21 protein-coding genes and 1 tRNA gene are annotated in these 22686 nt (G+C 55.3%); 12 read left to right on the plus strand and 10 right to left on the minus strand.

Annotated features, from left to right (window positions below):
- Nucleotides 1–67 precede the first annotated feature (67 nt).
- The gene (rfbC, locus tag PZA18_RS06780) at nt 68–613 is read right to left on the minus strand and encodes a dTDP-4-dehydrorhamnose 3,5-epimerase (protein WP_284100056.1); all 546 of its coding nucleotides are present in this window, start codon (nt 611–613) and stop codon (nt 68–70) included.
- A gap of 156 nt (nt 614–769) precedes the next feature.
- On the opposite strand from rfbC, the gene bioF reads away from it, so the two are divergent.
- On the plus strand, nt 770–1942 hold the full coding sequence (bioF, locus tag PZA18_RS06785; protein ID WP_284100057.1) for an 8-amino-7-oxononanoate synthase: 1173 nt from the start codon (nt 770–772) through the stop codon (nt 1940–1942).
- The gene (gene bioH / locus PZA18_RS06790) at nt 1939–2703 is read left to right on the plus strand and encodes a pimeloyl-ACP methyl ester esterase BioH (RefSeq protein ID WP_284100058.1); all 765 of its coding nucleotides are present in this window, start codon (nt 1939–1941) and stop codon (nt 2701–2703) included. Before bioF ends, bioH begins: the two co-directional genes overlap by 4 nt.
- Before the next feature lie 97 nt (nt 2704–2800).
- Here bioH and PZA18_RS06795 read toward each other — a convergent pair whose 3' ends face one another.
- Complete coding sequence (locus tag PZA18_RS06795) at nt 2801–3649, minus strand: DMT family transporter (protein ID WP_284100059.1); 849 nt, start codon at nt 3647–3649, stop codon at nt 2801–2803.
- Nucleotides 3650–3757: 108 nt separating this feature from the next.
- Complete coding sequence (locus PZA18_RS06800) at nt 3758–4066, minus strand: DUF4286 family protein (protein ID WP_284100060.1); 309 nt, start codon at nt 4064–4066, stop codon at nt 3758–3760.
- 153 nt (nt 4067–4219) lie between these two features.
- Here PZA18_RS06800 and PZA18_RS06805 point away from each other — a divergent pair, with 153 nt between their 5' ends.
- The 4 genes from PZA18_RS06805 to PZA18_RS06820 all read left to right on the plus strand — a co-directional run bounded on the left by PZA18_RS06805 (nt 4220) and on the right by PZA18_RS06820 (nt 7526).
- Entirely contained in the window at nt 4220–4690 is a 471-nt protein-coding gene (locus PZA18_RS06805; protein WP_284100061.1) for a CesT family type III secretion system chaperone, read from the plus strand.
- Nucleotides 4691–4965: 275 nt separating this feature from the next.
- The gene (locus PZA18_RS06810) at nt 4966–5715 is read left to right on the plus strand and encodes a hypothetical protein (RefSeq protein WP_284100062.1); all 750 of its coding nucleotides are present in this window, start codon (nt 4966–4968) and stop codon (nt 5713–5715) included.
- A 364-nt stretch (nt 5716–6079) separates the two neighbouring features.
- Complete coding sequence (locus PZA18_RS06815) at nt 6080–6550, plus strand: CesT family type III secretion system chaperone (protein ID WP_284100063.1); 471 nt, start codon at nt 6080–6082, stop codon at nt 6548–6550.
- 103 nt (nt 6551–6653) lie between these two features.
- Nucleotides 6654–7526, plus strand: a complete 873-nt coding sequence (locus PZA18_RS06820) for a hypothetical protein (RefSeq protein ID WP_284100064.1) — start codon at nt 6654–6656, stop codon at nt 7524–7526.
- 72 nt (nt 7527–7598) lie between these two features.
- Here the strand turns inward: PZA18_RS06820 and amaB are convergent, their stop codons facing one another.
- The 3 genes from amaB to PZA18_RS06835 all read right to left on the minus strand — a co-directional run bounded on the left by amaB (nt 7599) and on the right by PZA18_RS06835 (nt 11196).
- The gene (gene amaB, locus PZA18_RS06825) at nt 7599–9155 is read right to left on the minus strand and encodes an L-piperidine-6-carboxylate dehydrogenase (protein ID WP_284100065.1); all 1557 of its coding nucleotides are present in this window, start codon (nt 9153–9155) and stop codon (nt 7599–7601) included.
- Complete coding sequence (locus tag PZA18_RS06830) at nt 9152–10270, minus strand: saccharopine dehydrogenase family protein (protein WP_284100066.1); 1119 nt, start codon at nt 10268–10270, stop codon at nt 9152–9154. Before PZA18_RS06830 ends, amaB begins: the two co-directional genes overlap by 4 nt.
- Nucleotides 10271–10377: 107 nt before the next feature.
- The gene (locus tag PZA18_RS06835; protein ID WP_284100067.1) at nt 10378–11196 is read right to left on the minus strand and encodes a DUF1338 domain-containing protein; all 819 of its coding nucleotides are present in this window, start codon (nt 11194–11196) and stop codon (nt 10378–10380) included.
- A gap of 1410 nt (nt 11197–12606) precedes the next feature.
- Between PZA18_RS06835 and PZA18_RS06840 the strand changes: the two genes are divergently transcribed.
- On the plus strand, nt 12607–13455 hold the full coding sequence (locus PZA18_RS06840) for a pirin family protein (RefSeq protein WP_284100068.1): 849 nt from the start codon (nt 12607–12609) through the stop codon (nt 13453–13455).
- 117 nt (nt 13456–13572) lie between these two features.
- Entirely contained in the window at nt 13573–13953 is a 381-nt protein-coding gene (locus tag PZA18_RS06845) for a YybH family protein (RefSeq protein ID WP_284100070.1), read from the plus strand.
- 77 nt (nt 13954–14030) lie between these two features.
- Here the strand turns inward: PZA18_RS06845 and PZA18_RS06850 are convergent, their stop codons facing one another.
- The gene (locus tag PZA18_RS06850; RefSeq protein ID WP_284100071.1) at nt 14031–14570 is read right to left on the minus strand and encodes a hypothetical protein; all 540 of its coding nucleotides are present in this window, start codon (nt 14568–14570) and stop codon (nt 14031–14033) included.
- A 1105-nt stretch (nt 14571–15675) separates the two neighbouring features.
- Between PZA18_RS06850 and PZA18_RS06855 the strand changes: the two genes are divergently transcribed.
- The 3 genes from PZA18_RS06855 (at nt 15676) to PZA18_RS06865 (ending at nt 18877) form a co-directional block, all read left to right on the plus strand.
- Complete coding sequence (locus PZA18_RS06855; protein ID WP_284100072.1) at nt 15676–16224, plus strand: TRAP transporter small permease subunit; 549 nt, start codon at nt 15676–15678, stop codon at nt 16222–16224.
- Nucleotides 16221–17681 (plus strand): TRAP transporter large permease, encoded by a 1461-nt coding sequence (locus PZA18_RS06860; RefSeq protein WP_284100073.1) that lies wholly within the window; start codon nt 16221–16223, stop codon nt 17679–17681. Before PZA18_RS06855 ends, PZA18_RS06860 begins: the two co-directional genes overlap by 4 nt.
- Before the next feature lie 107 nt (nt 17682–17788).
- The gene (locus tag PZA18_RS06865) at nt 17789–18877 is read left to right on the plus strand and encodes a TRAP transporter substrate-binding protein (RefSeq protein ID WP_284100074.1); all 1089 of its coding nucleotides are present in this window, start codon (nt 17789–17791) and stop codon (nt 18875–18877) included.
- Nucleotides 18878–18944: 67 nt separating this feature from the next.
- Here PZA18_RS06865 and PZA18_RS06870 read toward each other — a convergent pair whose 3' ends face one another.
- Both PZA18_RS06870 and PZA18_RS06875 read right to left on the minus strand, forming a co-directional pair.
- On the minus strand, nt 18945–19586 hold the full coding sequence (locus PZA18_RS06870) for a hypothetical protein (RefSeq protein WP_284100075.1): 642 nt from the start codon (nt 19584–19586) through the stop codon (nt 18945–18947).
- Nucleotides 19587–19847: 261 nt separating this feature from the next.
- Nucleotides 19848–19923, minus strand: a tRNA-Asn gene (locus PZA18_RS06875).
- A 64-nt stretch (nt 19924–19987) separates the two neighbouring features.
- Here PZA18_RS06875 and PZA18_RS06880 point away from each other — a divergent pair.
- Nucleotides 19988–21247, plus strand: coding sequence for an AsmA family protein (locus PZA18_RS06880; RefSeq protein ID WP_284100076.1), 1260 nt, complete (start codon nt 19988–19990; stop codon nt 21245–21247).
- Between the two features lie 92 nt (nt 21248–21339).
- Here the strand turns inward: PZA18_RS06880 and PZA18_RS06885 are convergent, their stop codons facing one another.
- Nucleotides 21340–22638, minus strand: coding sequence for a protein kinase domain-containing protein (locus PZA18_RS06885; RefSeq protein WP_284100077.1), 1299 nt, complete (start codon nt 22636–22638; stop codon nt 21340–21342).
- Between the last annotated feature and the right edge of the window lie 48 nt (nt 22639–22686).

A 22686-nucleotide genomic window follows, 5' to 3' on the forward strand; every position in this document is an offset into this window, starting at 1 on the left:
AATCCCGACACTTCAATGTCGAATCGCCCCTTCGCAATCAATAATTGAACAGAGCCGTCGATAGCGCTTAGTCGTAGACTTCCGCATCCGCCAGCAGCTTGGCTTCCTTATCCTTGGCCGACAACAGCGGCTCCCCTTCGAATTCCCAGTTGATCCCAAGTGCAGGATCATTCCAGGCAATCGAGCGCTCGAAGGCGGGCGCCCAGTAATCCGTCGTCTTGTAGAGAAACTCTGCATAGTCTGACAGCACCACAAAACCGTGAGCAAACCCTGCGGGTACCCACAGCTGGCGCTTGTTTTCTGCCGAGAGTCTGACACCCACCCACTTGCCGAAATTCGGCGACGACTTGCGAATATCCACAGCCACGTCCAAAACCTCGCCCGACACCACACGCACCAGCTTGCCCTGTGCTTGCTGGATCTGATAGTGCAAACCGCGTAGCACGTTTCTGGCAGAGCGCGAGTGATTATCCTGCACGAAGTCCACTTGGCAGCCTGTCAGCTCGGCAAACCTGCCGGCATTGAAACTCTCAAAGAAAAATCCACGGTCGTCGCCAAACACCTTTGGCTCGATGATCATGACTTCCGGCAAGGCGGTTGGAATGGCCTGCATACGATATCCCCCTGGGTAAAAAATGCGAGGCGGCAACGATAGCAGATTCGTTCCTGGCTGCCACGAACCACGGCCGCATTGGGGCTTCATTTCTGCTTGCATCGGGGCCAAGACTGCGTCTGTTAAACTGCCGGCTTTGCCCGATCAGCCAATGCCATGCCGTTTCACAGCCTAGCGCAAGAACTTCAGCATCTGGATGACGCCCACCTGCGCCGACAGCGGCGGATTGTAGACTCCGCACAAGGTGCCAAGGTCATCGTCAATGGCCAGACCCTGCTTAATTTCTGCTCGAATGACTATCTTGGACTGGCCGCCGATGGCGACCTCGCCTCCCATCTGGCAGATGCCACACACAAGTGGGGGGTAGGCAGCGGAGCCTCCCATCTGGTGTGTGGCCATCAAGCCCCGCACGAGGCATTGGAGCGCGCTTTGGCTGCATTCATCGGCACTGAAGCGGCGCTTGGCTTTGGTACCGGCTATCTGGCTAATCTCGGTGTTCTGACAGCTCTGGCCGGGCGTGAAGATGCCATTTTTGCCGACAAGCTGAATCACGCCTCGCTCAACGAGGGCGCCCTGCTATCGCGTGCTGACTTCAAGCGTTTTCCGCATAACGATTTGGCAACACTGGAACGGCAGCTGGCCAGCAGCATGGCTCGCCGCAAGCTGATTGCGGTAGACGGTGTGTTCAGCATGGATGGCGATCTGGCACCGCTACCCGACTTACTGGCTTTGGCAGCACGCTACGACGCCTGGTTGTATGTGGATGACGCGCATGGCTTTGGCGTGCTCGGCGAATCCGGGCAGGGTAGCCTGCAACATTGGGGGCTGATGCAGCATCCGGAACGAGAACGTTTGATTTACATGGCAACACTGGGCAAAGCTGCGGGCACCGCTGGCGCTTTCGTCGCTGGCCCACAGGTGTTGGTGGATTACCTGCTCAACCGTGCCCGCAGTTATATCTACACCACGGCAGCACCTGCGGCGCTAGCCGCAGCCAGCCAGCTGGCGCTGCGCAAACTCGAAGAAGAGCACTGGCGCCGGCAAAGACTGCAGGCGCACATTGCCGCCTTGCGCCATGGCCTCGCCACCACACGCTACCGGCTGGCCAATTCAACCACGGCCATCCAGCCGATCGAAGTCGCCAGCGCCGCTGCAGCATTGGCGCTTTCTGCCGCCCTGCAACAGCACGGGCTGTGGGTAGCTGCAATACGCCCACCCACCGTGCCAACGCCACGTCTGCGGATCACCTTGTCGGCGGCACACACGGCGGACGACGTGGCTTACCTCATCGCAACTCTCAAGCAACTGGAAGGGATGCTCGATTCATGAGCCTGTATATCGAAACCATTGGCCGTGGCGACGACGTCGTACTGATCCACGGTTGGGGCATCAATGGCGCCGTCTGGAATCGTGTCGCCGAAGCGCTGGCACACAATCATTGTGTTCATATTGTGGATTTGCCCGGCCATGGTCTATCTGCCCCGGTCGAACCCTATAGCCTGCCCCAGATGGCGGCCGCATTCGATGAAGCCTTTCCACTCCCGGTGCATGTAGTCGGCTGGTCGTTGGGCGGCGCCGTCGCCGTCGAGTGGGCCCTGGCCCAGCCCGACAAAATACGTTCGCTGACCCTTACCGCCTCCAGCCCCTGCTTCATGCAACGCGAAGACTGGCCGGAAGGCACACCCGCCGATGTACTCGACAAGTTTGCGAATGGTCTGGCGGACAATTTTCAGATGACGATCAAGATGTTTCTAGGCTTGCAAGTGCTGGGTAGCGCCCATGCACGGCCCGTATTGCGGGAACTGGAAAAGCGGGTGTTCAGCCGGGGCGAACCCCAGCGCGAAGCACTGATGGCTGGCCTGGAAGTGATTCGCGACACAGATCTGCGTCCGCATGCCGCCAAGCTTGAATGCCCACTGCTGCTGCAGTATGGCGAGCGCGATGGCATGACGTCGCTCAGCGCCGGCCATTGGTATGCCCATCATGCAGGCGGACGACTGGTGGTTCATCTGGGAGGTGGCCACGCCCCGTTTATCTCGCACGAAGCTGATTTTGTAGCCGAGCTGAAAGCCTTTCTGGCTGACAACTGAACCCCGGCGCCGGAGGCACCGAATCATGGCAGCGGATGCCAGAGGCGCCGTCATGCCGACTTCATCAACCTGGCCTCATCCGGGGCCAGGAAAGACTTCAACGCGGATCCCCTCGCCTGGACGAATTCCCTAGCCAGGCGCCCCCCAGAATCAACCCCATCGCTACTGCAGCCCGCCAGCCAAAGCTGCCACCACCAAACAAGGCCAGCAGAGCGGTTGAAAGCAGTGGCGTCAGATACGCCAAGGTGCCGATTGCCCGGGCATCCCCCCGCTTGAGTGCGGCATCCCATAGAAAAAATGCAGCCCCCATGGGGCCGACACCCAGCCACAGCAACCATCCCCACTCCGCAGGGAGTGGCCAATAAGCCGGTTCGAACAAGCAATGCGCCAGCAAGGCCAGCACACCCGATGCCGCGCAGAAGCCACCGATGGCACCTGTCGGAAAAGCCCGCACCCGCTTGGTCAGCAGGGAGTAAGTGGACCACATCACCGCTGCCATCAACGCCAGCCCATAACCCAGTAGATGGCGGCTTTCAGGCAGCGCCAGCCCTTGTCCCGCCACAATCAGCCCGCAACCGGCAAAACCCAGCAAGCCCCCCGCGATATGCCGTGGCGTCAGACTGACGCCAGGCAGAATCAGCGGAGATAACAGAACGATTAGTAAGGGCCACAGGTAGTTGATGAGGTTGGCCTCAAGCGCTGGTGCAAAACGAAAGGCCATGAACAGGCAGAAGTGATAACCAAACAGGCCATAGCAACCGAGCAGGAGCGTAGTTGGCGGGACTTTCCACTCCCGCCAACGCGGCAAGCCGCAGGCCGCCCCAACCAGCAGGGCAATCGCCACCAGCAGGAAGGGCGGCACGGCACGGAGTTGTACGGAGAGCAAGGCCAGAGAAGCCCAAAGCACGATGGCGGCAAGCGCCAGAAGCGTGGCAGAACGCGACATGGATTCACTAAAAATGAAGGTCAGCCAGCCAATCTACCCAGCCCCCCGCCTCCAAACAAGTCACGGATATCACGCATAGCCACTACCCACCCCCTCCAGCGCCAATAATCAGCGGCCCCCTGCCCGCCATTGGCCCAGCTCCTCCCACACGGCCCGGCTCACCGTCACGCCCTGCGGAAAATGCTCGATGAAATCGGCACGCATCGCTGCAGTATGAACCGCCAGATAATGGTCGAGCGCTGCCCGGTCTGCTGCCCGATAGCAGGTACGTAATCGCCCCTCATCACATCGCTCGAAAGTGATATCGACGAAGCACCCCGTTTCGAAAATCTGCGGGATGTGCCTATCCAGCATATAACGCGTAATCGCTTCAAACAGTTGGGGCTCGGGCTGCAGATTCACCTCATAAATCACCATGTCTTTACTCCCGTCTAACGCGTTTGCCCGAGGCAGACAAAGCATCGCCTCGACAAACATATGGAACAATTTTCTTGATAAAGTTACGTAGCCTTATATCAGGCCCAAGCACCATAAACCAAACATCACGCCATTTAACAGGAGTAAATTCTCATGCAAGCATTTGATCATCTGAACAACCTGGTTGCCGAACTGGGGAGGCGTAACAACATTGCCGATACGCAGCTCGCCGCTGACGGCTCGTTTGGTCTGAAGCTTGCCGACGGTACCGAAGTAAGCTTCGAGCTGATTGATGATGTTTTGTATCTATATGGCATTATTTGCCCACTTCCCCCACAACCAGAGCAACGACGCAGGGTTTATGAAGTCTTGCTCGAATCCAATTGCCTGGGGGCTGGAACCTCCGGGGGCGTATTGTCATTGCATGGACAGCTGGAGTCCTTCGTCTATCACCTTGCCCTCGCACCCGAAGCACTGGATCTTGACGCACTCGAAACAGCGCTCGCTTCGGTCGGCCAACATTGTGCGTTTTACCTTGGAATCATTAACCGGCTACTGTCGCAAGCCGAGGCAACGCCGGTCGAAACTACATTCGGAACGCCTACCATGCTGATGTCCGCCTGATTCCGAGCTACCTGCAGGCATTGCACCCAGGGTCTGAACGCACACAAATAAATTGGGGAAAGTGTATGTCATTTGGTATTCAATCCAGCACCAGTATTCACTCGATCAACCAGATATCCTCACCCGACAGCAGCAAAGTCGAGTCCGGCAACCCCACCTTGCAAGGCGCTACGACTCAGCCTTCCAAAAGTCTAATCAGTACACTCTTTAGCGGACCCAGCTCGTGGGTACAAGCGGCCTTGCAGCAGCACGCCGATCAGTACACCGATCAGCATGTGATTGAGCCGCTCAAACAGCACGTCATCCAGTCCCCGATAACCGATGGCGCGACAAGCGCTTTCACCGATCGGAGTGAAGTCCTGAACAAGGCCATGTCAGGTCAATTTCCCGATATGAGTCATGTCATGACCGGCCTGAAAACGGGCATGGATCTAGCCGAATTCCGCATGCATGGCGGTCAGCAGAAAATCATTAGTGGTGAATTGCCGACCAAGCAGCAGGCGTTTGAGATGGCCAAGGCAGAGTTGAATAGCCATACATCAGATACCTCGTGGACCAACACGATCACGCACCCTATCTCGACCGCCCAAAAGCTGCTGGAAGGCGCAAAAGCCGGCAATGCGGTACTCAATACCAGCACAGAAAAGCGGGCGGAGATATCCCAGACGCTACATGCTTATGAGGAAAGCCAGCTCACCAAGATTGGCTCAGGTCTTGTTACCAGTTTCGCCACGGGTCAACTGCTGAAGACCGGCGGACAGGCGCTATTTGCGCTGCCGCATCCCGCAGCCAAGCTAGTGGGTGGAGGGTTGATAGCAAGCGGTCATATGATGACGGTGAGCGGCTTGGCCAATGCCACCTACAAGCTGGATTCATTTGGTCAGCAGGTAAGCAGCCTTGAACAGCAGCATGGCGGAATCAAGCAGGCTCATGCCATGGTTAGCGATTTCAACCAGCAGCAGTCCGCCCCTCTTGAAAAAGACAAGATGTTCGAGCACATGACCCAATTTGGCAATTTTGCATAATGTTTATTCCTTCAAGACAACCAAGCATAAAACATTCAAAGCGGGGCTCGTTCCCGCTTTTTTATTACTACCAACCTCTCCGGAAGTGCTCATCTCATACTGACTCGTAAAAGCCATTCAATATCAAGTCAAAAAGCGCGTCAAATCACGTCTATCATCCGCACCAAACTGCCTCCACCCCGCGAATCCTCTCGGAAATTACTGGCGACAGCATTCACCACCTTAATTAAATATTAATTTACAAACAAAAAGTTCCAAGGGATTTCCCTAGCACAGCAGCATGAACAATCCACGCTCCACGGTTACTTAACTTTTAGAAAGCACCATATTAATTAAACCCGAATAAGCAAAACAGGAAACAGCCATGCAGGCATTTGACCATTTGAATTCTGTCATCCAACAACTTGGGCAGCGTAATCAAATTGCCAATATCACACTGGCAGCAGATGGATCTTTTGGATTGCAGCTGGTGAGCGGCACTGAAGTAAGCGGTGAACTGCAGGATGATGTTTTGTATTTATACGGGATTGTCGCACCACTCCCACTGCAATCCGCACAAAGGCAGAAGATTTTTGAAATCCTGCTCGAAGCTAATTGCCTGGGTATTGGCACGGCCGGGGGAGTGCTATCGATCCACCAGGGCAACCAGTCGATTATCTATCACTTGGCACTCATACCTGAGTCCCTTGATGTCAGCACGCTTGAGCTCGCACTCCACTCGGTTGCAGAGCACTGCGAAAGCTACTTGGCGGTCATCAACCAACGGCTATCCCAAGCACCATCCCCGGCCTCTGATATCCGCTTCGTGCCACCCGCCATGCTGATCCCGGTGTGAACAGACACGGCCAATTTTTCTGGCGATGACCCGTCATCGTTCAGGTAACCCGATACAGCGGGCTACACAAAGAATTTTTTATTAGCTTCAAGGAGCATGCACCATGACGACCAGCGTCCATTCCAGTACCCAGGTCAGTTCACTCAGTCAAACCACCCCAAGCGTTCCCGTAAAGGTTGAATCTGGTCCATCATCACTGCAAAGCGCCAGCAGCCAGCCATCCAAAGGCTTGTTCAGCGGCTTGAGCAGTATGTTCAGCAGCTTTACCTCATATCCCAGCAAGCAGGCCGACGCTTACCTTGATGAGCACATGATTACCCCTCTGAAAAAGCACGTCCCCGAAGCACCCATCAAGGAAGGCATTCAAGACGCCTTCAGCTCGCGGGGCGAGTCGATGGGCCGCCTGATGTCGGGCGAGTTGCCAGGATTCAGTGGTGTACGCAAAACCGTGTCGGATATGCACGAGCTGTATACCTTTTCACATAATGGAGGAACGGAAGATGTACTTTCTGGCAACTTTCCTTCGTTTGGCCAGACGACGGACATCGTCAAGGCTGAGCTGTCGCAGATGGACCCGATAAAGGCAATCAAGCATTCCGTTGAGGGGGCAAAGGTTGTCGGCGCGGTATCACTCGCTTCAGGCGAAATGCGGGCAAAAGTCATCCAGACAACAGAAGATGCCTACAGCGGCCAGATGAAAAAGATTGGCGCCAGTGTTGGCACATCGATTGTCGTAGGAAAAGGGATGAAGCAAGCCGGCTCGATGGCGATGCGCTTACCGCACCCGGCCGCCAAGCTTGTCGGTGGCGCCTTGTACGGAGGTGGGGTCTTCATGCAGGCTTCGGGCCTGGTAAAGGGTGCCTATGATGTCAGTGACGTGAGTGAAAAAATCTCGGACATTCACAGCAAGAAGGGGGGCGCCCACGAGCTGATGTCGCAGATCAAGGACTACAACCAGAAGAAGCAATCGGAATAACCCGAATTGATCGTCTCAAAAAAAGCGGGGAGTCACCTCCCCGCTTTTCATTTCAACCCATCAGCTAGCCGATCAGACATCAAACTTGATGCCCTGTGCCAGCGGCAATGCATTGCCATAGTTGATGGTATTGGTGGTGCGGCGCATATACGCTTTCCACGAATCGGAACCCGATTCACGGCCGCCACCGGTGTCTTTTTCACCACCGAATGCACCGCCGATTTCCGCACCGCTAGTGCCGATATTGACGTTGGCGATGCCACAATCCGAACCGGCTGCCGAAACGAACAGTTCGGCTTCCTTCATGCTCTCGGTAAAGATGGCTGACGACAGACCCTGCGGTACACCGTTTTGCAGTTCCACCGCATCCTGGAACTCGCTATACGGCATCACATACAGAATCGGTGCGAAAGTCTCGTGGCATACCGCTGGCAGGTTGCCAGGCACGCTGACGATGGCAGGGCGGACATAGTAGCCGCCAGCCGGTACGCCTTCCGTCACACGCTCGCCACCGCAAACGATCTTGCCGCCTTGCGCGACAACGGCCTGTAGCGAGGCTTGCATCTGCTCAAACGAATGGCTGTCGATCAACGGGCCAATCAATACGCCATCCTTGCGGGGATCACCAATCGGCAGGGTCTGGTAAGCCTTCTGCACGCGAGAGACCACCGTATCGAGCACGCTTTCATGCACGATCAGGCGGCGCAGCGTGGTGCAACGCTGACCAGCCGTACCGGCCGCCGCAAACACGATGGCACGCACCGCGAGTTCGAGATCAGCCGACGGCGCAACGATCATGGCGTTGTTGCCACCGAGTTCCAGCAAACTGCGACCCAGACGGGCGGCCACGGTTTGGGCCACGGCGCGACCCATGCGAGTGGAACCGGTCGCCGATACCAGCGGGACCAGCGGACTGGCTGCAATGGCTTCGCCGACATCTGCCAAACCATTGACCAGCTGACACAGGTGAGCCGGAATGGCATCGCCCATTTCTGCGGTCACTTCGTCGATCAGGCGTTGTACAGCCAAGGCGCAGAGCGGAGTCTTCTCGGAAGGCTTCCAGACCACCGAGTCACCGCAGACCAGCGCCAGCATGGCGTTCCAGGCCCAGACTGCCATCGGGAAGTTGAAGGCCGAAATGACACCAATGGTGCCGATCGGGTGCCACTGTTCCATCATGCGATGGTCTTGGCGCTCACTGGCAATGGTCAGGCCATGCAACTGGCGCGACAGACCCACGGCAAATTCACAGATATCAATCCATTCCTGGACTTCACCTTCGGCTTCCGCACGGATCTTGCCGGCTTCCAGAGTAATAACCTGGGCCAGCTCACTCTTGCGCTCACGTACTTTCTCGCCAATACGGCGAACGAACTCACCACGCTTGGGAGCAGGAACAGTACGCCACTTGAGATAAGCACCGTGAGCGGCTTCCAGCGCCATTTTCACCATGCCTGCCGGGGCCGGGGCAAACGAACCAATCACGCTGCCATCAATCGGCGAGCGGAATTGCACCGGGTTGGTATCAGCATAGTGGGCCTCACCCGCCACCACGGCCGAAGGCCAGTGGGGTTGGGCTGCCAGCTCTGCCAATCCCAGTGTTTTCAGGGTATTGGGGGTGAGACTCATGCAGGGATCTCCTCAGCACTACGTTCAACTGCGTAGTACTGACCAAAACGGTTGGCGATGAAGTCGTTGAAGTCGATGTCTTCCTGGCGCACAAAGCCCTGGTTCGGCAGTTTGCCGGCCACGTGCAGGTCAATGGCGGCACAGGCGCCAGCTGCTGTGGTCAGCTGAATGGAAGACCAGTGCTCATCAAACAGCTTCTGGTGGTAAACCTTGCGCGCATCGGTAACCTGAACGTACTGACCATCTTTCCAGCCCGAAGCCGAAACGAAAACCAGAACAACGTCTTGCCAAGTGATTGGCAGGGCGTTTTCCATGATTTCTTTCAGCTGCTTACGGCGCTCCAGGGTTGAGCCCATCTTCAGACCATTGATGATGAAGTCCATCAGATACTGGTGACCGCTGTAACGTACGGTCTTGTAGTTCAGTTCATTCACTCGACCGGCCAGGGTCTCGCACAGCGTGCCCAAACCACCCGAGGTGTTGAACGCTTCATACTCTACGCCGTCCAGCGAGAAGTGCTCCAGACCTTCCAGCGGCAGTACGTCGATCTTTTCGCCACGGTATACCGCTTCGCAAGGGTTGCAGTATTCATTGATCAGACCATCGGTAGACCAGGTGAGGTTGTACTTGAGATGGTTGGTCGGGAACTGGGGCAAGGCGCCAACGCGCATCTTGATTTCGTCGATCTTGTCGAAACCCTTCGACAGATGATGACCCAATACACCAATGAAGCCAGGAGCCAGGCCGCACTGCGGCATGAAGATCTGGCCGGGCTTAGCGGTTTCAGCCAGTGCGCGCACGGCACGGGTGGTGGCGACATCTTCGGTCAGATCAAAGTAGCTGGCGCCTGCCTTGAGCGCGGCTTCAGCAATCTTGGGGTTGATGTCGAAGGAAGTTGCCGACAGCACGGCCTTCTTGCCATCCAGAACCCCTGCCAGCTGCGCGGTATCGGTCATGTTGACCACGGCAGTCTTGACCGGCACACGCTCGGTCAGGCGGCTGAGGGCAGCCTGGTCGCGGTCTGCAACAGTGATGTCGTAGTTGCCGCTGTGGTAGAGCAGTTTTGCAATGGATGCGCCGATTTTGCCAGCGCCAACGATCAGGATCGGGAACATGGACGATTTCTCCTAGTAGAAACAGGTGGTATCAGACAATTGCCAACGGCTTGGTTTTGCAGCCTGCTGCACCGCCTCGGGCAGCGAAGCAGGCAATGGCCCTTCTTTTAAGCGGCCTTGAGGCTCTTCTTGACGTCAGTTGACTCAAAAATCTTGTCAGCACTGGACGGGATGAAGCCTTGGTACAACTCGCCCTTCGCATCGGGATAGCGACGGGCAAACTCGTAATAACAAGTGGGAATGGCGTGAGTGCTGCCATCAGCGAATACCATCGGCATCCGGTCAGCCAGCGTCGAAGCCTGCTCCAGCAGCTGCTCCGGCGTGCCCTTGAGCTTGCCGCCAGCACCGTTGATGGCAAACCCGGCTTGTTCGACACGCTCCACTACACCTTGCAAGGTGGTCGGTGTAGTCAGGTGATTGATGCTGACCGTGAAGTGATTGACGCGCATACCGATGGCCGCCATCCAGCCGGCGTACTCACTCTCTTCGAGTAGGCGCAGATAATCCGCATGACTGGGCATCTTCCAGAGCGGACCAGCCCAAAACACACTGGGGTCATCAACGCGAGCCGGGTCGATCTGCGCGACCAGGCCAGAGATGTACTCCTGAGCGGCGGCAGACAGTTCATTGACGCACAGCTCCGATAGAAAGATGCGAGGCTGGGTCGGATCTTCGTGCAGATAGCTCCAAGCATCGAGCTTCTTGTCGTCAAACCGGTAGGGCTCGTGCCGACGATAACCCATGGCAAAGAAATGCTTCTCCAGCCGCTCGATATTGATCGGCGCCAGATTGAAAGTACGGAATGCAACGTGGTCGTTAACAACAGTGCCGTTATCAGCGGCAAACAACTTGTAGATCTGGTCAGCTTGGGGGGCCATGGCAACATAGTCTTGCCATAGTTGGCTGAAAAACTCATTCGGGGACATGCTTGGCTACTCTGAAACAAGGAAAAGGCGCGCATAGAATACAACTTGTATAGACATATTCCAACCGCCTTAGATGTCGCAATGCAACATCCCCACAAACGCAGGACAACCCGTAGGACAAGCTGTGAATAATCCACCTAAGCCAATGTAATAATTACAAAATTCTAAACAGCCTGTTTTTTAGGCAGGCCAGGCACGAAATCCCCAGCCACACTGGGCAAGCCTGTTCAGTACCTGTGGAAAACTTCACTAACCTACTGTTAACAATATAAAAAGTTACATAGATTAAAAATTAGGCAATGCGGCAGCGCAAAATTGCGATGGCTCGCGCCGTGTGTTGTGTTCTGCGCCATTAAGGTCAGAAATCCCAACTCACCCACAGCCCTACGGGACAAGGCTGTGCAAGGGCTGTGGACAATCAGACCAAGCCTCTGAGGCAGAACGGTAATTTTTACATGCCTAAAATTTAGGCAATCTCACATACAGGCATGCCTTTTGCATGCATTGTGCCGCGATAGCCCTTATTCCCAAGCAGTCCAGCGAGTTCTTGCGTCAGCGTTCATAGCACAACGCCTCCGGATTCGATCAACGGGCACATTAAGCCACCCAAACCTAGGCTCTGAGCCAGTCATCCCCAAATCCACAGTAAACCCCGCACAAGTCTGTGGATAAACATGGGAAAGGCCAGACAAGTTGCTGTGTTGATTAGGAAAAGCCAATCTGCTTAAATTTTAATCAATCACCTGAACTGGCCTGTTTTTTGCTGTCTATGCCTGCTGTGGATCAATACTTGTGGGTATCTTGTTTGAGTCCCGTCCACAAGCCTTGGCCACAAACTGTACAACTATCCTCAAATCCACAGTTATTACGGCACAACCCTGTGGACAAGACGGGGATAGACAAGCCAAGTATCTGTTGCAGCAGACATTTTTCAGATAGCTTATTTTTTAATCAGATTGGCCATGACTTACAGAAATATCCCCATTCGCACGGGGAAACCCAGTATTGACACCATATTTCCGACAAACGGTGGGTTCAATTTGTACAAGTACTCACAGATCCACAGTATTCAAGGTAGAAGTCTGTGGACAAGCCGGGGAGAATTCATCTAAACCATTGAGCAAGCGGTAAAATTTCAAATTGCCTAAAAAATAATCACGATTCCCCGTAGTCGGCGTGCCCACCTCACTCATTGCATGAGGTGGCTTCCGTCATCATCTTTCGGCCGGCCCAAAGACATATCGCTCTTCAATAGCACTCACGGCATACCACCATCAAATAATTAATCAATTTTTAAGAACAATACTTTCTGATTGTTCCGTTATCTTCAGCTGCCATATTCAGCAAGAATACCCGTCACATCTCGGTCTATCCCGAGCAAACCAATTGAATTTTTTGAAGGAGAAGCTCATGGCATTCAGCCGCGAACTCGAACGGATTGTGCATGGCGTTCCCACGTCGGATGGCGCTGGAGTCAAGCTGCTAAGGGTACTGACGCAAGACTTGCAGCGGAGGCTTGATCCCTTCCTGATGCTTGACTATTTCCACAGCGACAACCCGGATGATTATCTGGCCGGTTTTCCGGACCACCCGCATCGGGGATTTGAAACGGTGACCTATATGCTGGCTGGCCGTATGCGTCACCGCGACAATGCCGGGCACGAAGGCTTGCTCGGGCCGGGTGGCGTGCAGTGGATGACAGCGGGTCGCGGCATTGTTCACAGCGAGTTGCCCGAGCAGGAAAATGGGTTGATGCAGGGATTTCAGCTGTGGGTAAACCTGCCAGGCAAGAACAAACTCGCGGCCCCCTGGTATCGCGATATTCCATCTGACGAAATCCCCGTACTGACACGCGCCGAGGGCGTAACAATCAAGCTGATTGCCGGTCGCCTGGATGAGCAGGCAGGGGCCATTGAGCGCCCGGATACCGAACCGCTGTATCTTGATGTCTCGCTGCCGGCCGGCAGCACGTTCGCACACGCTCTGCCGGCACATTTCAATGCTTTCATCTATGTTTATGCGGGTGAAGTCCAGATTGGTGAGCTGGCGCGACAAGTCTCGGCTACACAGATGGGAATACTGACCACATCACCGCAGGCCAACCAGATCAGCCTGCGGGCCGGGGATCGGCCTGCGCGGCTATTGCTGATAGCGGGCCAACCGTTGCGCGAACCGATTGTTCAGTGGGGGCCTTTTGTAATGAACACGCAAGAGGAAGTCATGCAAGCCGTGGCAGATTTTCGCGGTGGTAAATTCTAGCCAGGCTCTGTTGACGTCAGGTTTGCATCAAAGTGGCGGGGATTTGCTATATCAAAGGGCCGGCCAGAGTCTTCTGGCCGCGCCGGCTTTTTTGATAAACGTATGCGGGAGTTCACTATGCCAGCGAATAGCCCAGCCGATGTGCATCGGCTGTTCAGTGAGTACTTTTCGAGCGGTAATCTGGATGGACTGGTATCGCTATACGAGCCAGACGCCGTTCTCTTGCCCCAGCCCGGCCTGCGGGTCACCGGGCAAGCCGGCATTCGTGAAGCGCTGGCCGGTTTTATGGGCATGAATGGGCGCTTTGTGATGGCGGCGCCCAAAATCATTGAAGCCAATGGCGTCGCACTGCTGTATGCCGACTGGACTTTCGATGCCACCGGGCCGGATGGCACACCGCTGCAAATGGCGGGACAAACCTCAGATGTCGCCAGACGCCAGGCAGACGGTAGTTGGCTTCTGGCGATTGACAGTCCATTTGGATCGCACGGACTCTAAGGGCGTTGTCACAAGATGCGGGCCCAGCCGGGCTCGATGGCAGAAAATTGGTTGGCGCCACCGCCAAGAGTGGGGCGTCACCCCCCCCATAGTGATTGCTTATCGTAGGCTTCCCGCTCTAGCGGTGACCGTTCATATCCCACCATCTCCATTTCGATCAGATATCGTCGCAGGAAGCCTGCGCGCCCCAAGCGATCATGCTGAGAGATGTGTACCAGCTCATGCGCAATGACCGTACGGCTCAGCGAATAGTGGGGTTTGAGCATGATGACGTAACCAATCAGGCGACCGCACTCGGCCCGACTCCCCAGTCCAAAGCGCTCCGCCTCCTGGCGCAGAAAGGGATCTTCCGGCATTGGAAATCGCCCCAGCACGGCAATCCGTACCTGCTCGGGGTTCTGCACGCCAAACATGCGGGCCTTCAGCAGTTCCATCTCGGTGAGCGGGCGCCCCAGTGGCAACAAACTCGCCTCGACGTGGTTGTACCACTCCAGTGCCAAGGGCATCAGCCGGTCGATTTTCTCGGTGATTTGCAGCGGCGGCAGATCAAGCGCCGATAACTCTTCCGGGCTCAAAGCCCCCCTCAAGACGCCGCCACCAGTAGGAGTTCGTGCCATACGGGAAGTCACTGGAATAAGGAGCTTCTATAAGGTTCTGCCAGTGTTTCAGCTTCGGCCACGCCGGTTGGGATTTTGAGCAGGTGGAGGCGGCATGGGTAGAGTTCGACTGGCCCAGCCGAATAAGCGCCAACCGCATTGAGCGCCAAGAAATCGGTCAGATCTTGCCGAGCGATTGCCATAGAGTGGCTCACCACCATGACATTCTCCTTTCGGGACGAAAGGTGTTGCCGGATTGGAACCGCAACGATGTCAGAAAGACCTTGCCCAACATCCAGCCCAATTTGCCGCCACACGATCCGAAATAAAGCATCCACTGAACCTCAGCAGGTGGTCTTTCAGCATACGACACAATCTGTATAACAACGAGTTCGATTCTCTGGTCAGCAACAGCCATTCCTGATGACAAATCCTATCTGTTTGAATCACTTGCACGGGTTTTCTAACGCCAGCAGGCCCCTGCGCCGTGATCAACAAGAGAGCCGCCCTCTTTTTCAACAGGCGGTTCCGTAATAACGTTATGACCGACACCCCCTGCGACCGCTTGCCACACCCGGCACAAACGGACAACCTATGGGAGTTTTACCCTGTCAACCATGCCAGCCATTTTTAGATCCCTCACAGGGATTCAGCAGCAGGAATGGCATGTTTCCGCGAAGAGGTGCCGTTGCATGGCCACCTCCCGCACTGACCGGGCAAAGTATCCGTTGGGCCTGGCGCCATTGGCATAACGCTGCAAAATGCCCAACAACGCCAGTCGGAATTGTTTGCAAGCGGTTCAGGATCCGGCCCGATTGACGATTGATTTCCGCTTCGGAAACAAAACGTCAACCGCGCCAAATTCCTGCAACCCAATCAGAAGAGGAGCATGCCCACGTCTGCTCAAGACCTATTGCGTGACCACGGTCGGCATGTCCGCCAGCAATGACGGGCATCGAAGCCATCAAGCCTCCCTCACCCTCTGGTTTACAGCCGGACATCCGGTTGTCAATCCGCAGAGAGGTTCTTGAATCACAGCACAGGCCAGATCGAAACCCGCTTGCCAGCGCCATTGACAAGAGCGCGAGCCCACCCAACCACCCAGAGAGATAGGATCAAACGAAAAATGCACGCCTTGCTTCGACTGTCGAAGCTGATTGATGCCACCAACGAGTACATCGGCCGCTTTGCACGCTGGCTGGTACTGGTCATGACATTGATCTGCGCCGGCAATGCCCTCTTCCGCTACACCTTCAACAACAGCTCGAATGGATTTCTCGAAATACAGTGGTACCTGTTCTCAGCGGTCTTCCTGCTGGGCGGGGGGTACACCCTGCGCCACAACGAGCATATTCGCATCGACATCCTGACCGGGCGCCTTTCCAGGAAAGGCCAGGCCTGGATCGACATTGCAGGAGGACTGTTGTTCCTGATGCCAATGGCCATCTTGATGGTCTACTTCGGCTGGCCGATTTTTCTGGATGCCTTCGTCAAAAACGAAATGTCGTCTGATGCGGGAGGGCTGATACGTTGGCCGGTACTGCTGCTGATTCCGGTGGGCTTCAGCCTGCTGACCCTGCAGGCGATCTCGGAAATCATCAAACGCATCGCGTTTATCAATGATCTGATCCCCGACCCTTCGGAAAAACCTAACAAAGCGGAGGAGCCGGTATGAGTCTGGAGTTAATGGCGCCGATCATGTTCGGCTCGCTGATCTTGTTCTTGCTGATGGGTTATCCGGTGGCATTTGCCCTGTCAGCTGTTGGTTTGATGTTCAGCCTGATCGGTATCCAGCTTGGTTTGCTCAAGCCTGAGCTACTGCAAGCCCTGCCCCGCCAGGTATTCGACATCATGAAGAACGACACGCTGCTGGCGATTCCGTTCTTCACCTTCATGGGGTTGATTCTGGAAAGAAGTGGCATGGCCGAAGACATGCTGGACACGATCGGCCAACTATTTGGCCGCTTGCGTGGCGGTCTTGCATTTGCAGTGATCTTCGTCGGGGCGCTGCTGGCCGCAACCACAGGCGTGGTCGCCGCTTCAGTCATCTCGATGGGTCTGATCTCACTGCCCGTCATGCTGCGCTATGGCTACGATAAACGACTGGCTACGGGTGTAATCGCCGCTTCCGGCACGCTCGCCCAGATCATTCCGCCATCGCTGGTGCTAATCGTCCTGTCCGACCAATTGGGTACCTCGGTCGGTGATATGTATGCAGGCGCGATGGGGCCGGGCTTACTGCTGACAGCGTTTTACGTGGTCTACGTACTTGGCGTGACCATTTTCAAACCCAGCGCAGCACCCGCCCTCCCCCCTGAAGCCCGCACGCTGCAAGGCACCCAATTGGCCATGCGGGTCGTTACCGCGCTGGTCCCTCCTCTGGTTCTGATCTTTCTGGTTCTGGGCACCATCTTTCTTGGCATTGCCACACCGACCGAAGGCGGTGCCATGGGAGCCGTTGGCGCCCTGATCCTGGCCATCATCAATCGCCGGCTGAATCTGTCCTTACTGAAACAGGCGCTTGATTCGACGCTAAAATTATCCACCTTCGTCATCTTCATCCTGATCGGCGCCCGGGTATTCCGCATCGCCTTTCTTGGGGTAGATGGCGACAAATGGGTCGAGCACTTGCTGACAGCTCTGCCAGGCGGCGTCATTGGCTTCCTGATCTTCGTCAACCTGCTGGTGTTCTTTCTGGCGTTTTTCCTCGACTTTTTCGAGATTGCCTTCATCCTGGTACCACTGCTGGCGCCAGTGGCGCAGAAGTTAGGCATCGACCTGATCTGGTTTGGCGTGCTGCTTGGCGTGAACATGCAGACCTCCTTCATGCACCCCCCATTTGGCTTTGCCTTGTTCTACCTGCGCAGTGTGGCGCCAAAGGAAATCAAGACCACCGATATCTATTGGGGCGCCATACCGTTTGTCATCATCCAGATCATCATGGTGGGCTTGATCATTGCCTTCCCTGGTCTGGTCGGTCATAAAACGGTGCATGAAGACACTGCAGCGCCGGTCAACGACATCCTGTTTCAGGGCCAACCCACTAAGGAAGTCGCCCCGGCCAACAAACCTGCTGACAGCAATCAGGGCGCTGATGATGCTGCCAAGGCATTTGAGGAACTGGCCAAATAGATGGTGACACCGTGGAATCCGCCCGAGCGCACGGGCGGTTTCCCGCGCATAGTTTTGCCTACCCCTTGCCGCACTAGTCGGCATTTATCAAGAAGAAGGAGCAGAGAGTGGAAAGACGTTCATTTTTGAAGCAAGCCGGTCTTGCTGGCGCCGTTGCCGCCAGTGCTGCCGCCCCTGCCATCGCAGCTGACGGTCCCGCCATTCGCTGGCGGCTGGCGTCCAGCTTCCCCAAGAGCCTGGACACCATCTATGGTGCTGCAGAAACCTTGTCCGCACGCGTCAAGCAGCTGACAAACGGCAAATTCGATATTCGGGTCTTCGCCGGCGGCGAAATTGTTCCCGGCTTACAGGTACTTGATGCCGTTCAGAACGGCACCGTCGAGTGTGGACACTCCGCCAGCTATTACTACGTCGGCAAGAACAAGGCCTTCGCCTTCGATACGGCCATCCCTTTTGGCTTGACCGCCCGCCAGCAAAATGCCTGGATGTATTTTGGCGATGGCTTGAAGTTGGTCCGCGAGCTATTCCGTGAATACAACGTCATCAACTTCCCCGGTGGCAACACCGGCACCCAGATGGGCGGCTGGTTCCGTAACGAGATCAAGTCTTTGCCCGACCTCAAGGGCGTGAAGATGCGGATTCCCGGCATCGGCGGCGAAATCATGTCGCGCCTGGGCGCCGTGCCGCAAACCATCCCAGGTGGAGACATCTACCCCGCTCTGGAAAAAGGCACCATCGACGCAACAGAATGGGTTGGCCCATACGATGACGAAAAGCTTGGCTTCTATAAAGTCGTAAAGAATTACTACTACCCAGGCTGGTGGGAGCCAGGTCCAATGCTGTCGTTCTACGTCAATATCAAGGAGTGGGAAAAGCTGCCCGCCGACTACAAAGCTGCCTTTGAAGTCGCCTGTGCCGAGGCCAATGTGGTCATGCTGGCAGAATACGACGCCAAGAACCCTCAGGCCCTGGTCCGTCTGATCAAACAAGGCGTCAAACTGCACAAATACCCAACAGATCTGCTGCAAGCCGCCCAAAAGGCTGCATTTGAACTTTACGAGGAAGAAGCAGGCAAAAACGCTATCTTCAAGAAGATCTACACCGACTTTAAAGCCTTCCGCAGCCTGCAGCACGGCTGGTTCAACCTGGCCGAAGCGGCGATGGAAGATTTCATGTACGCCAACCGCATCAAGTAAATCGTCGCATCACAAAACAAAGCCCTGCAAAACTACGTTTTGCAGGGCTTTTTATATAGCCGATACGTCAATGCGACTTATGTGCTGGCGCAGCTGGCGAGGGAGTAGCTGCCGGAGCCGGCGCAGGGACCGCCGCCGGCTTACCCGACTGGACGCCATTCATGGCATCAATCACTTCCTTAAGATGCAAGCAGTCAATATCCGATTTGGTCTGCACCCTACCAGATCCCACGACGCAGTTCGGCTTGTTATCCGGCTTGGCATCCCCTTTGCCACCCGCCTTGCCGGATTTTTCATCGCCTTTGGTCAAGGCCAGTATCTCTGCCTTGATCTTCTCCAGCGCATTCTTTTCCATCTTGAACTGGTCCAGCTCGCTTTTCATCAAAGCCATATCGCGAGACTGTGCCTCGTAATGGGAAAGCGCCTCATCCTTGGCCTTATCTGACGCCAGCTTTTCTTCAGACAACTTCAGCAACTGCGCACGTAAGGCTTTGGTCTGCTGCACATAGCTTTGCTCCACCTTGCGGTGACGTAGGGTGCCCATGGACACCCCTCCCATAAAGGCCATTACCCCCACCACCAACACAACGCCAAGGGCAATCAGCCAGAAAACCAAGCCGGGACCGCCTCGCGCCATAGCCAGGACTCGCTTGAGCAAAGGAATTTTGGGAGGCGTTTCAGCAGCGGCAGCAGCAGGAGTATCCGACATGAGGTCGAACCTTTTGGCTTAGGGATAGGCTAGTTTTAGCAAAGCGCAGCGCATGACGCCAATGACCACGCGCCTGAGAGAGACCTGTCCAAACGGTACTGGGCAGTTATCAGGAATGATGGCATGATAACGGAATATTTTTTCCGCATTTGAAGCAAACGATGAACATTGTCACCCCACACTGGCCGGAACACGCCGCTCACCGCGCAAATGAAAAAACCGCACTCAAGCGTGAACTTAAGTGCGGCTTTCTGAAACTTTTGGCTCCCCGACCTGGACTCGAACCAGGGACCTGCGGATTAACAGTCCGTCGCTCTACCGACTGAGCTATCAGGGAACCGAAGAAGCCGCTATAATAGACTCAACTATTTACCTTGTCAACACCGTAAAAGAAATTTCTTATGTCCTCTCTCAAAAAAATGCTGGTGGTCCTGGTGATCGTGGTGGTGTTGCTAGGCTTGGCGCCACTGGTCTTTCCTTACAACCGCTATATTGCTGGCCTGGAAAAGACAGCCAGTGAACGCCTTGGCTCGCCCGTCAAGATTTCTTCGATCGACTTCACCTACTCCCCTCGCCCGGCATTACTGATTGAAGGCATCACGATTGGCAAGGTTGGCGAAGCATCGATTAACAAAATCGAGATTCCGATCAATGGCCGCAATATTCTGCGCATTCGCAACCATATCGCGGATATGACGCTCGATGGCGGCCAATTTGACAAGCCCTTCTTGATTGCCTTGCCTGCCAAACTCAAGCCCAGCCAAGAAGGCGACATTCGTTTGGACACCATCGGATTACGCAATTGCAGCGTCAAGCTCGGCCCATCCACCACTGTAGGCCCACTGCAGGGCAAGCTGAAGCTGGCAGAGGATGGCATGTTCAAGGAAGTCACGGTCAGCGATGAAAAAGAACGCGCCAATCTGACCATCAAACCTCTGAATGACAAGTTCTCTCTAGAATTTCATGCCAAGACCTGGACCACGCCAGGCAGATTCCAGGTTTATTTCGATCAGCTGCTGGTCAAGGGCATTGCCGATCAGACGGGTGTCACGATTGATGACATCAATGGCATGTTATTCAACGCTGTGGTTCTGGGCTCGGGTCGCCTGGATTGGAGCACGGAAAACTGGAACCTTTCCGGTTCATTGACTGGCAAGGGAATAGCAGTAGAGCCATTCTCGATGATGTTCAGCCCAATCACCCATGCCAAGGGCCGGATGGAGGGCACCGCGCAGTTCTTGTATGAAGGCACCAGCTTTGAAGACCTGCTCAACACGCCTCAGATTGATATGAAGTTCACAGTCACGGACGGAATATTGCATAACCTGGACCTGATCACGCCGCTGAAGTCGCAGTCGCCAACCACGCTGGCTCGCGGAGGACAGACGCGCTTTGACAGCTTATCGGGTGACATCAAGGTACGAGGACAGGAGGTCGCCATGTCGGGGCTTGCCTTGAATTCAGGCAAGTTCACCGCCAATGGCACCTTTAACGTCAGTGCAGACAAGAAACTAAGCGGCCGAATTGGCGCACGCCTGCGTAGCGGCCCGATCAGCGTCGATGCGAGCTTGGGTGTATCAGGCAAGCTGGATGCACCTGAACTCAATTCTGGTGGCGCAAGTCGTCCCGGTGCCAATGCAGCCACTTCGCTGGTTTATTGATCGCACCACCCCAGAAAAAAGCCCACTTCTCCATGAAGTGGGCTTTTTCATGACCTCCTACGGATAAGCAGGGGTACACCTCCTGCGTAGGTTCAGATTCTGCCAATATCAATCGCCGCCAATTGGCGATTGGCCTGAGTCAGTCGCTCAACCAGCAAGCGGATAAACACTTTATCAAACCGCATCTGCAACTCGGGAGGGGCTTGATGCAGGGAGTCGCCGCGAATTTTCAGCACCGATATATCGGTATCCGCGGTAATCGTGGCAGAGCGTACTCGGCTGGCCGGATTCAGGTAGGCCATTTCTCCCAGGCTTTCCCCGGCATCCAGGGTATCCAGCTCCCAGCCCTTGCGCGTGACGCTGACACGCCCTTCCACCAGAATGTAGAACGAATTCCCCGGCATTCCTTCACGTATCAGCTGGGTTCCTCTTGGCAACCAGTGCCATGTGCCAAGGCGTAAAACCGACCAAAGTTCCACATCGCTGAATTCGGAGAAAAAACTCAGCGGCTTGAGCAGGTTGAACTTCTCGCTATCCGCCACATCATCGCCCCGCCTTGGCAACTCGCGGAACAAGCTTGCCAGCGCTTCCGCAAAAGCAACCCAGGTCGGGTAACGCCGGGCAGGATCTCTGGCCAACGTATGATCAATAATGGCCTGCAAGCCATCTGGCAGTTCGGGCCGCAAGACTTTCAAGGGTTGCGGGGTCTCATTGCAGATCTTGTAGATAGTGGTGTAGTCAGAATCAGCCTCAAATGGCAGCCGGCCAGTCAGTAGCTGGTACATCACCACACCGAGCGAGTAAATATCGGACTGATGGGTTAGCGGCTTTTCCATCACCTGTTCGGGTGACATAAACGCTGGCGAACCAATAAAACCGGTGATCTGTGTTTTTTCCGATTTCAACGCCAGTGCCGCACCAAAGTCGGTCAACTTCACTTCCCGCTCACGGGTTAGCAGAATATTGGCAGGCTTGATATCGCGATGAATCAATCCCAGACGCTGTGCGTAATCAAGCGCATTGCAGCATTTGAAGATCACTTCGACGACATCCCGGACAGGTAGCAACTCGTCTACCGAGCAATGCACCTCCAGTGTGCTGCCTTCTACATATTCAACGACAACATAGGCTTCGTGCTCTTCGATTTCAGCATCCAGCAACGCGGCAATATGCGGATGCTTGAGCTTGCCAACCAGGCTGGCCTCGTTTTGCAATAGCCGCAGAAAACGGCCACCTTGCGAACGATCCTCCAGCAACTCCGGATGAGCACGCTTGATGGCGACTTGCGTCCCAAGAAACGGGTCTACCGCCAAATAAACGACCCCTGTCGTTCCTCGACCCAGCTCACGCACGATCCGATATTTGCCAATTTTCTCCGGCATCTCACCCATTGCGATCTCCTTTGCGCCGAGTATGGCCCAGTTAGCGTCCAATTTGTA

This window comes from Parachitinimonas caeni, assembly GCF_030129945.1.
GTDB lineage: Bacteria > Pseudomonadota > Gammaproteobacteria > Burkholderiales > Chitinimonadaceae > Parachitinimonas > Parachitinimonas caeni.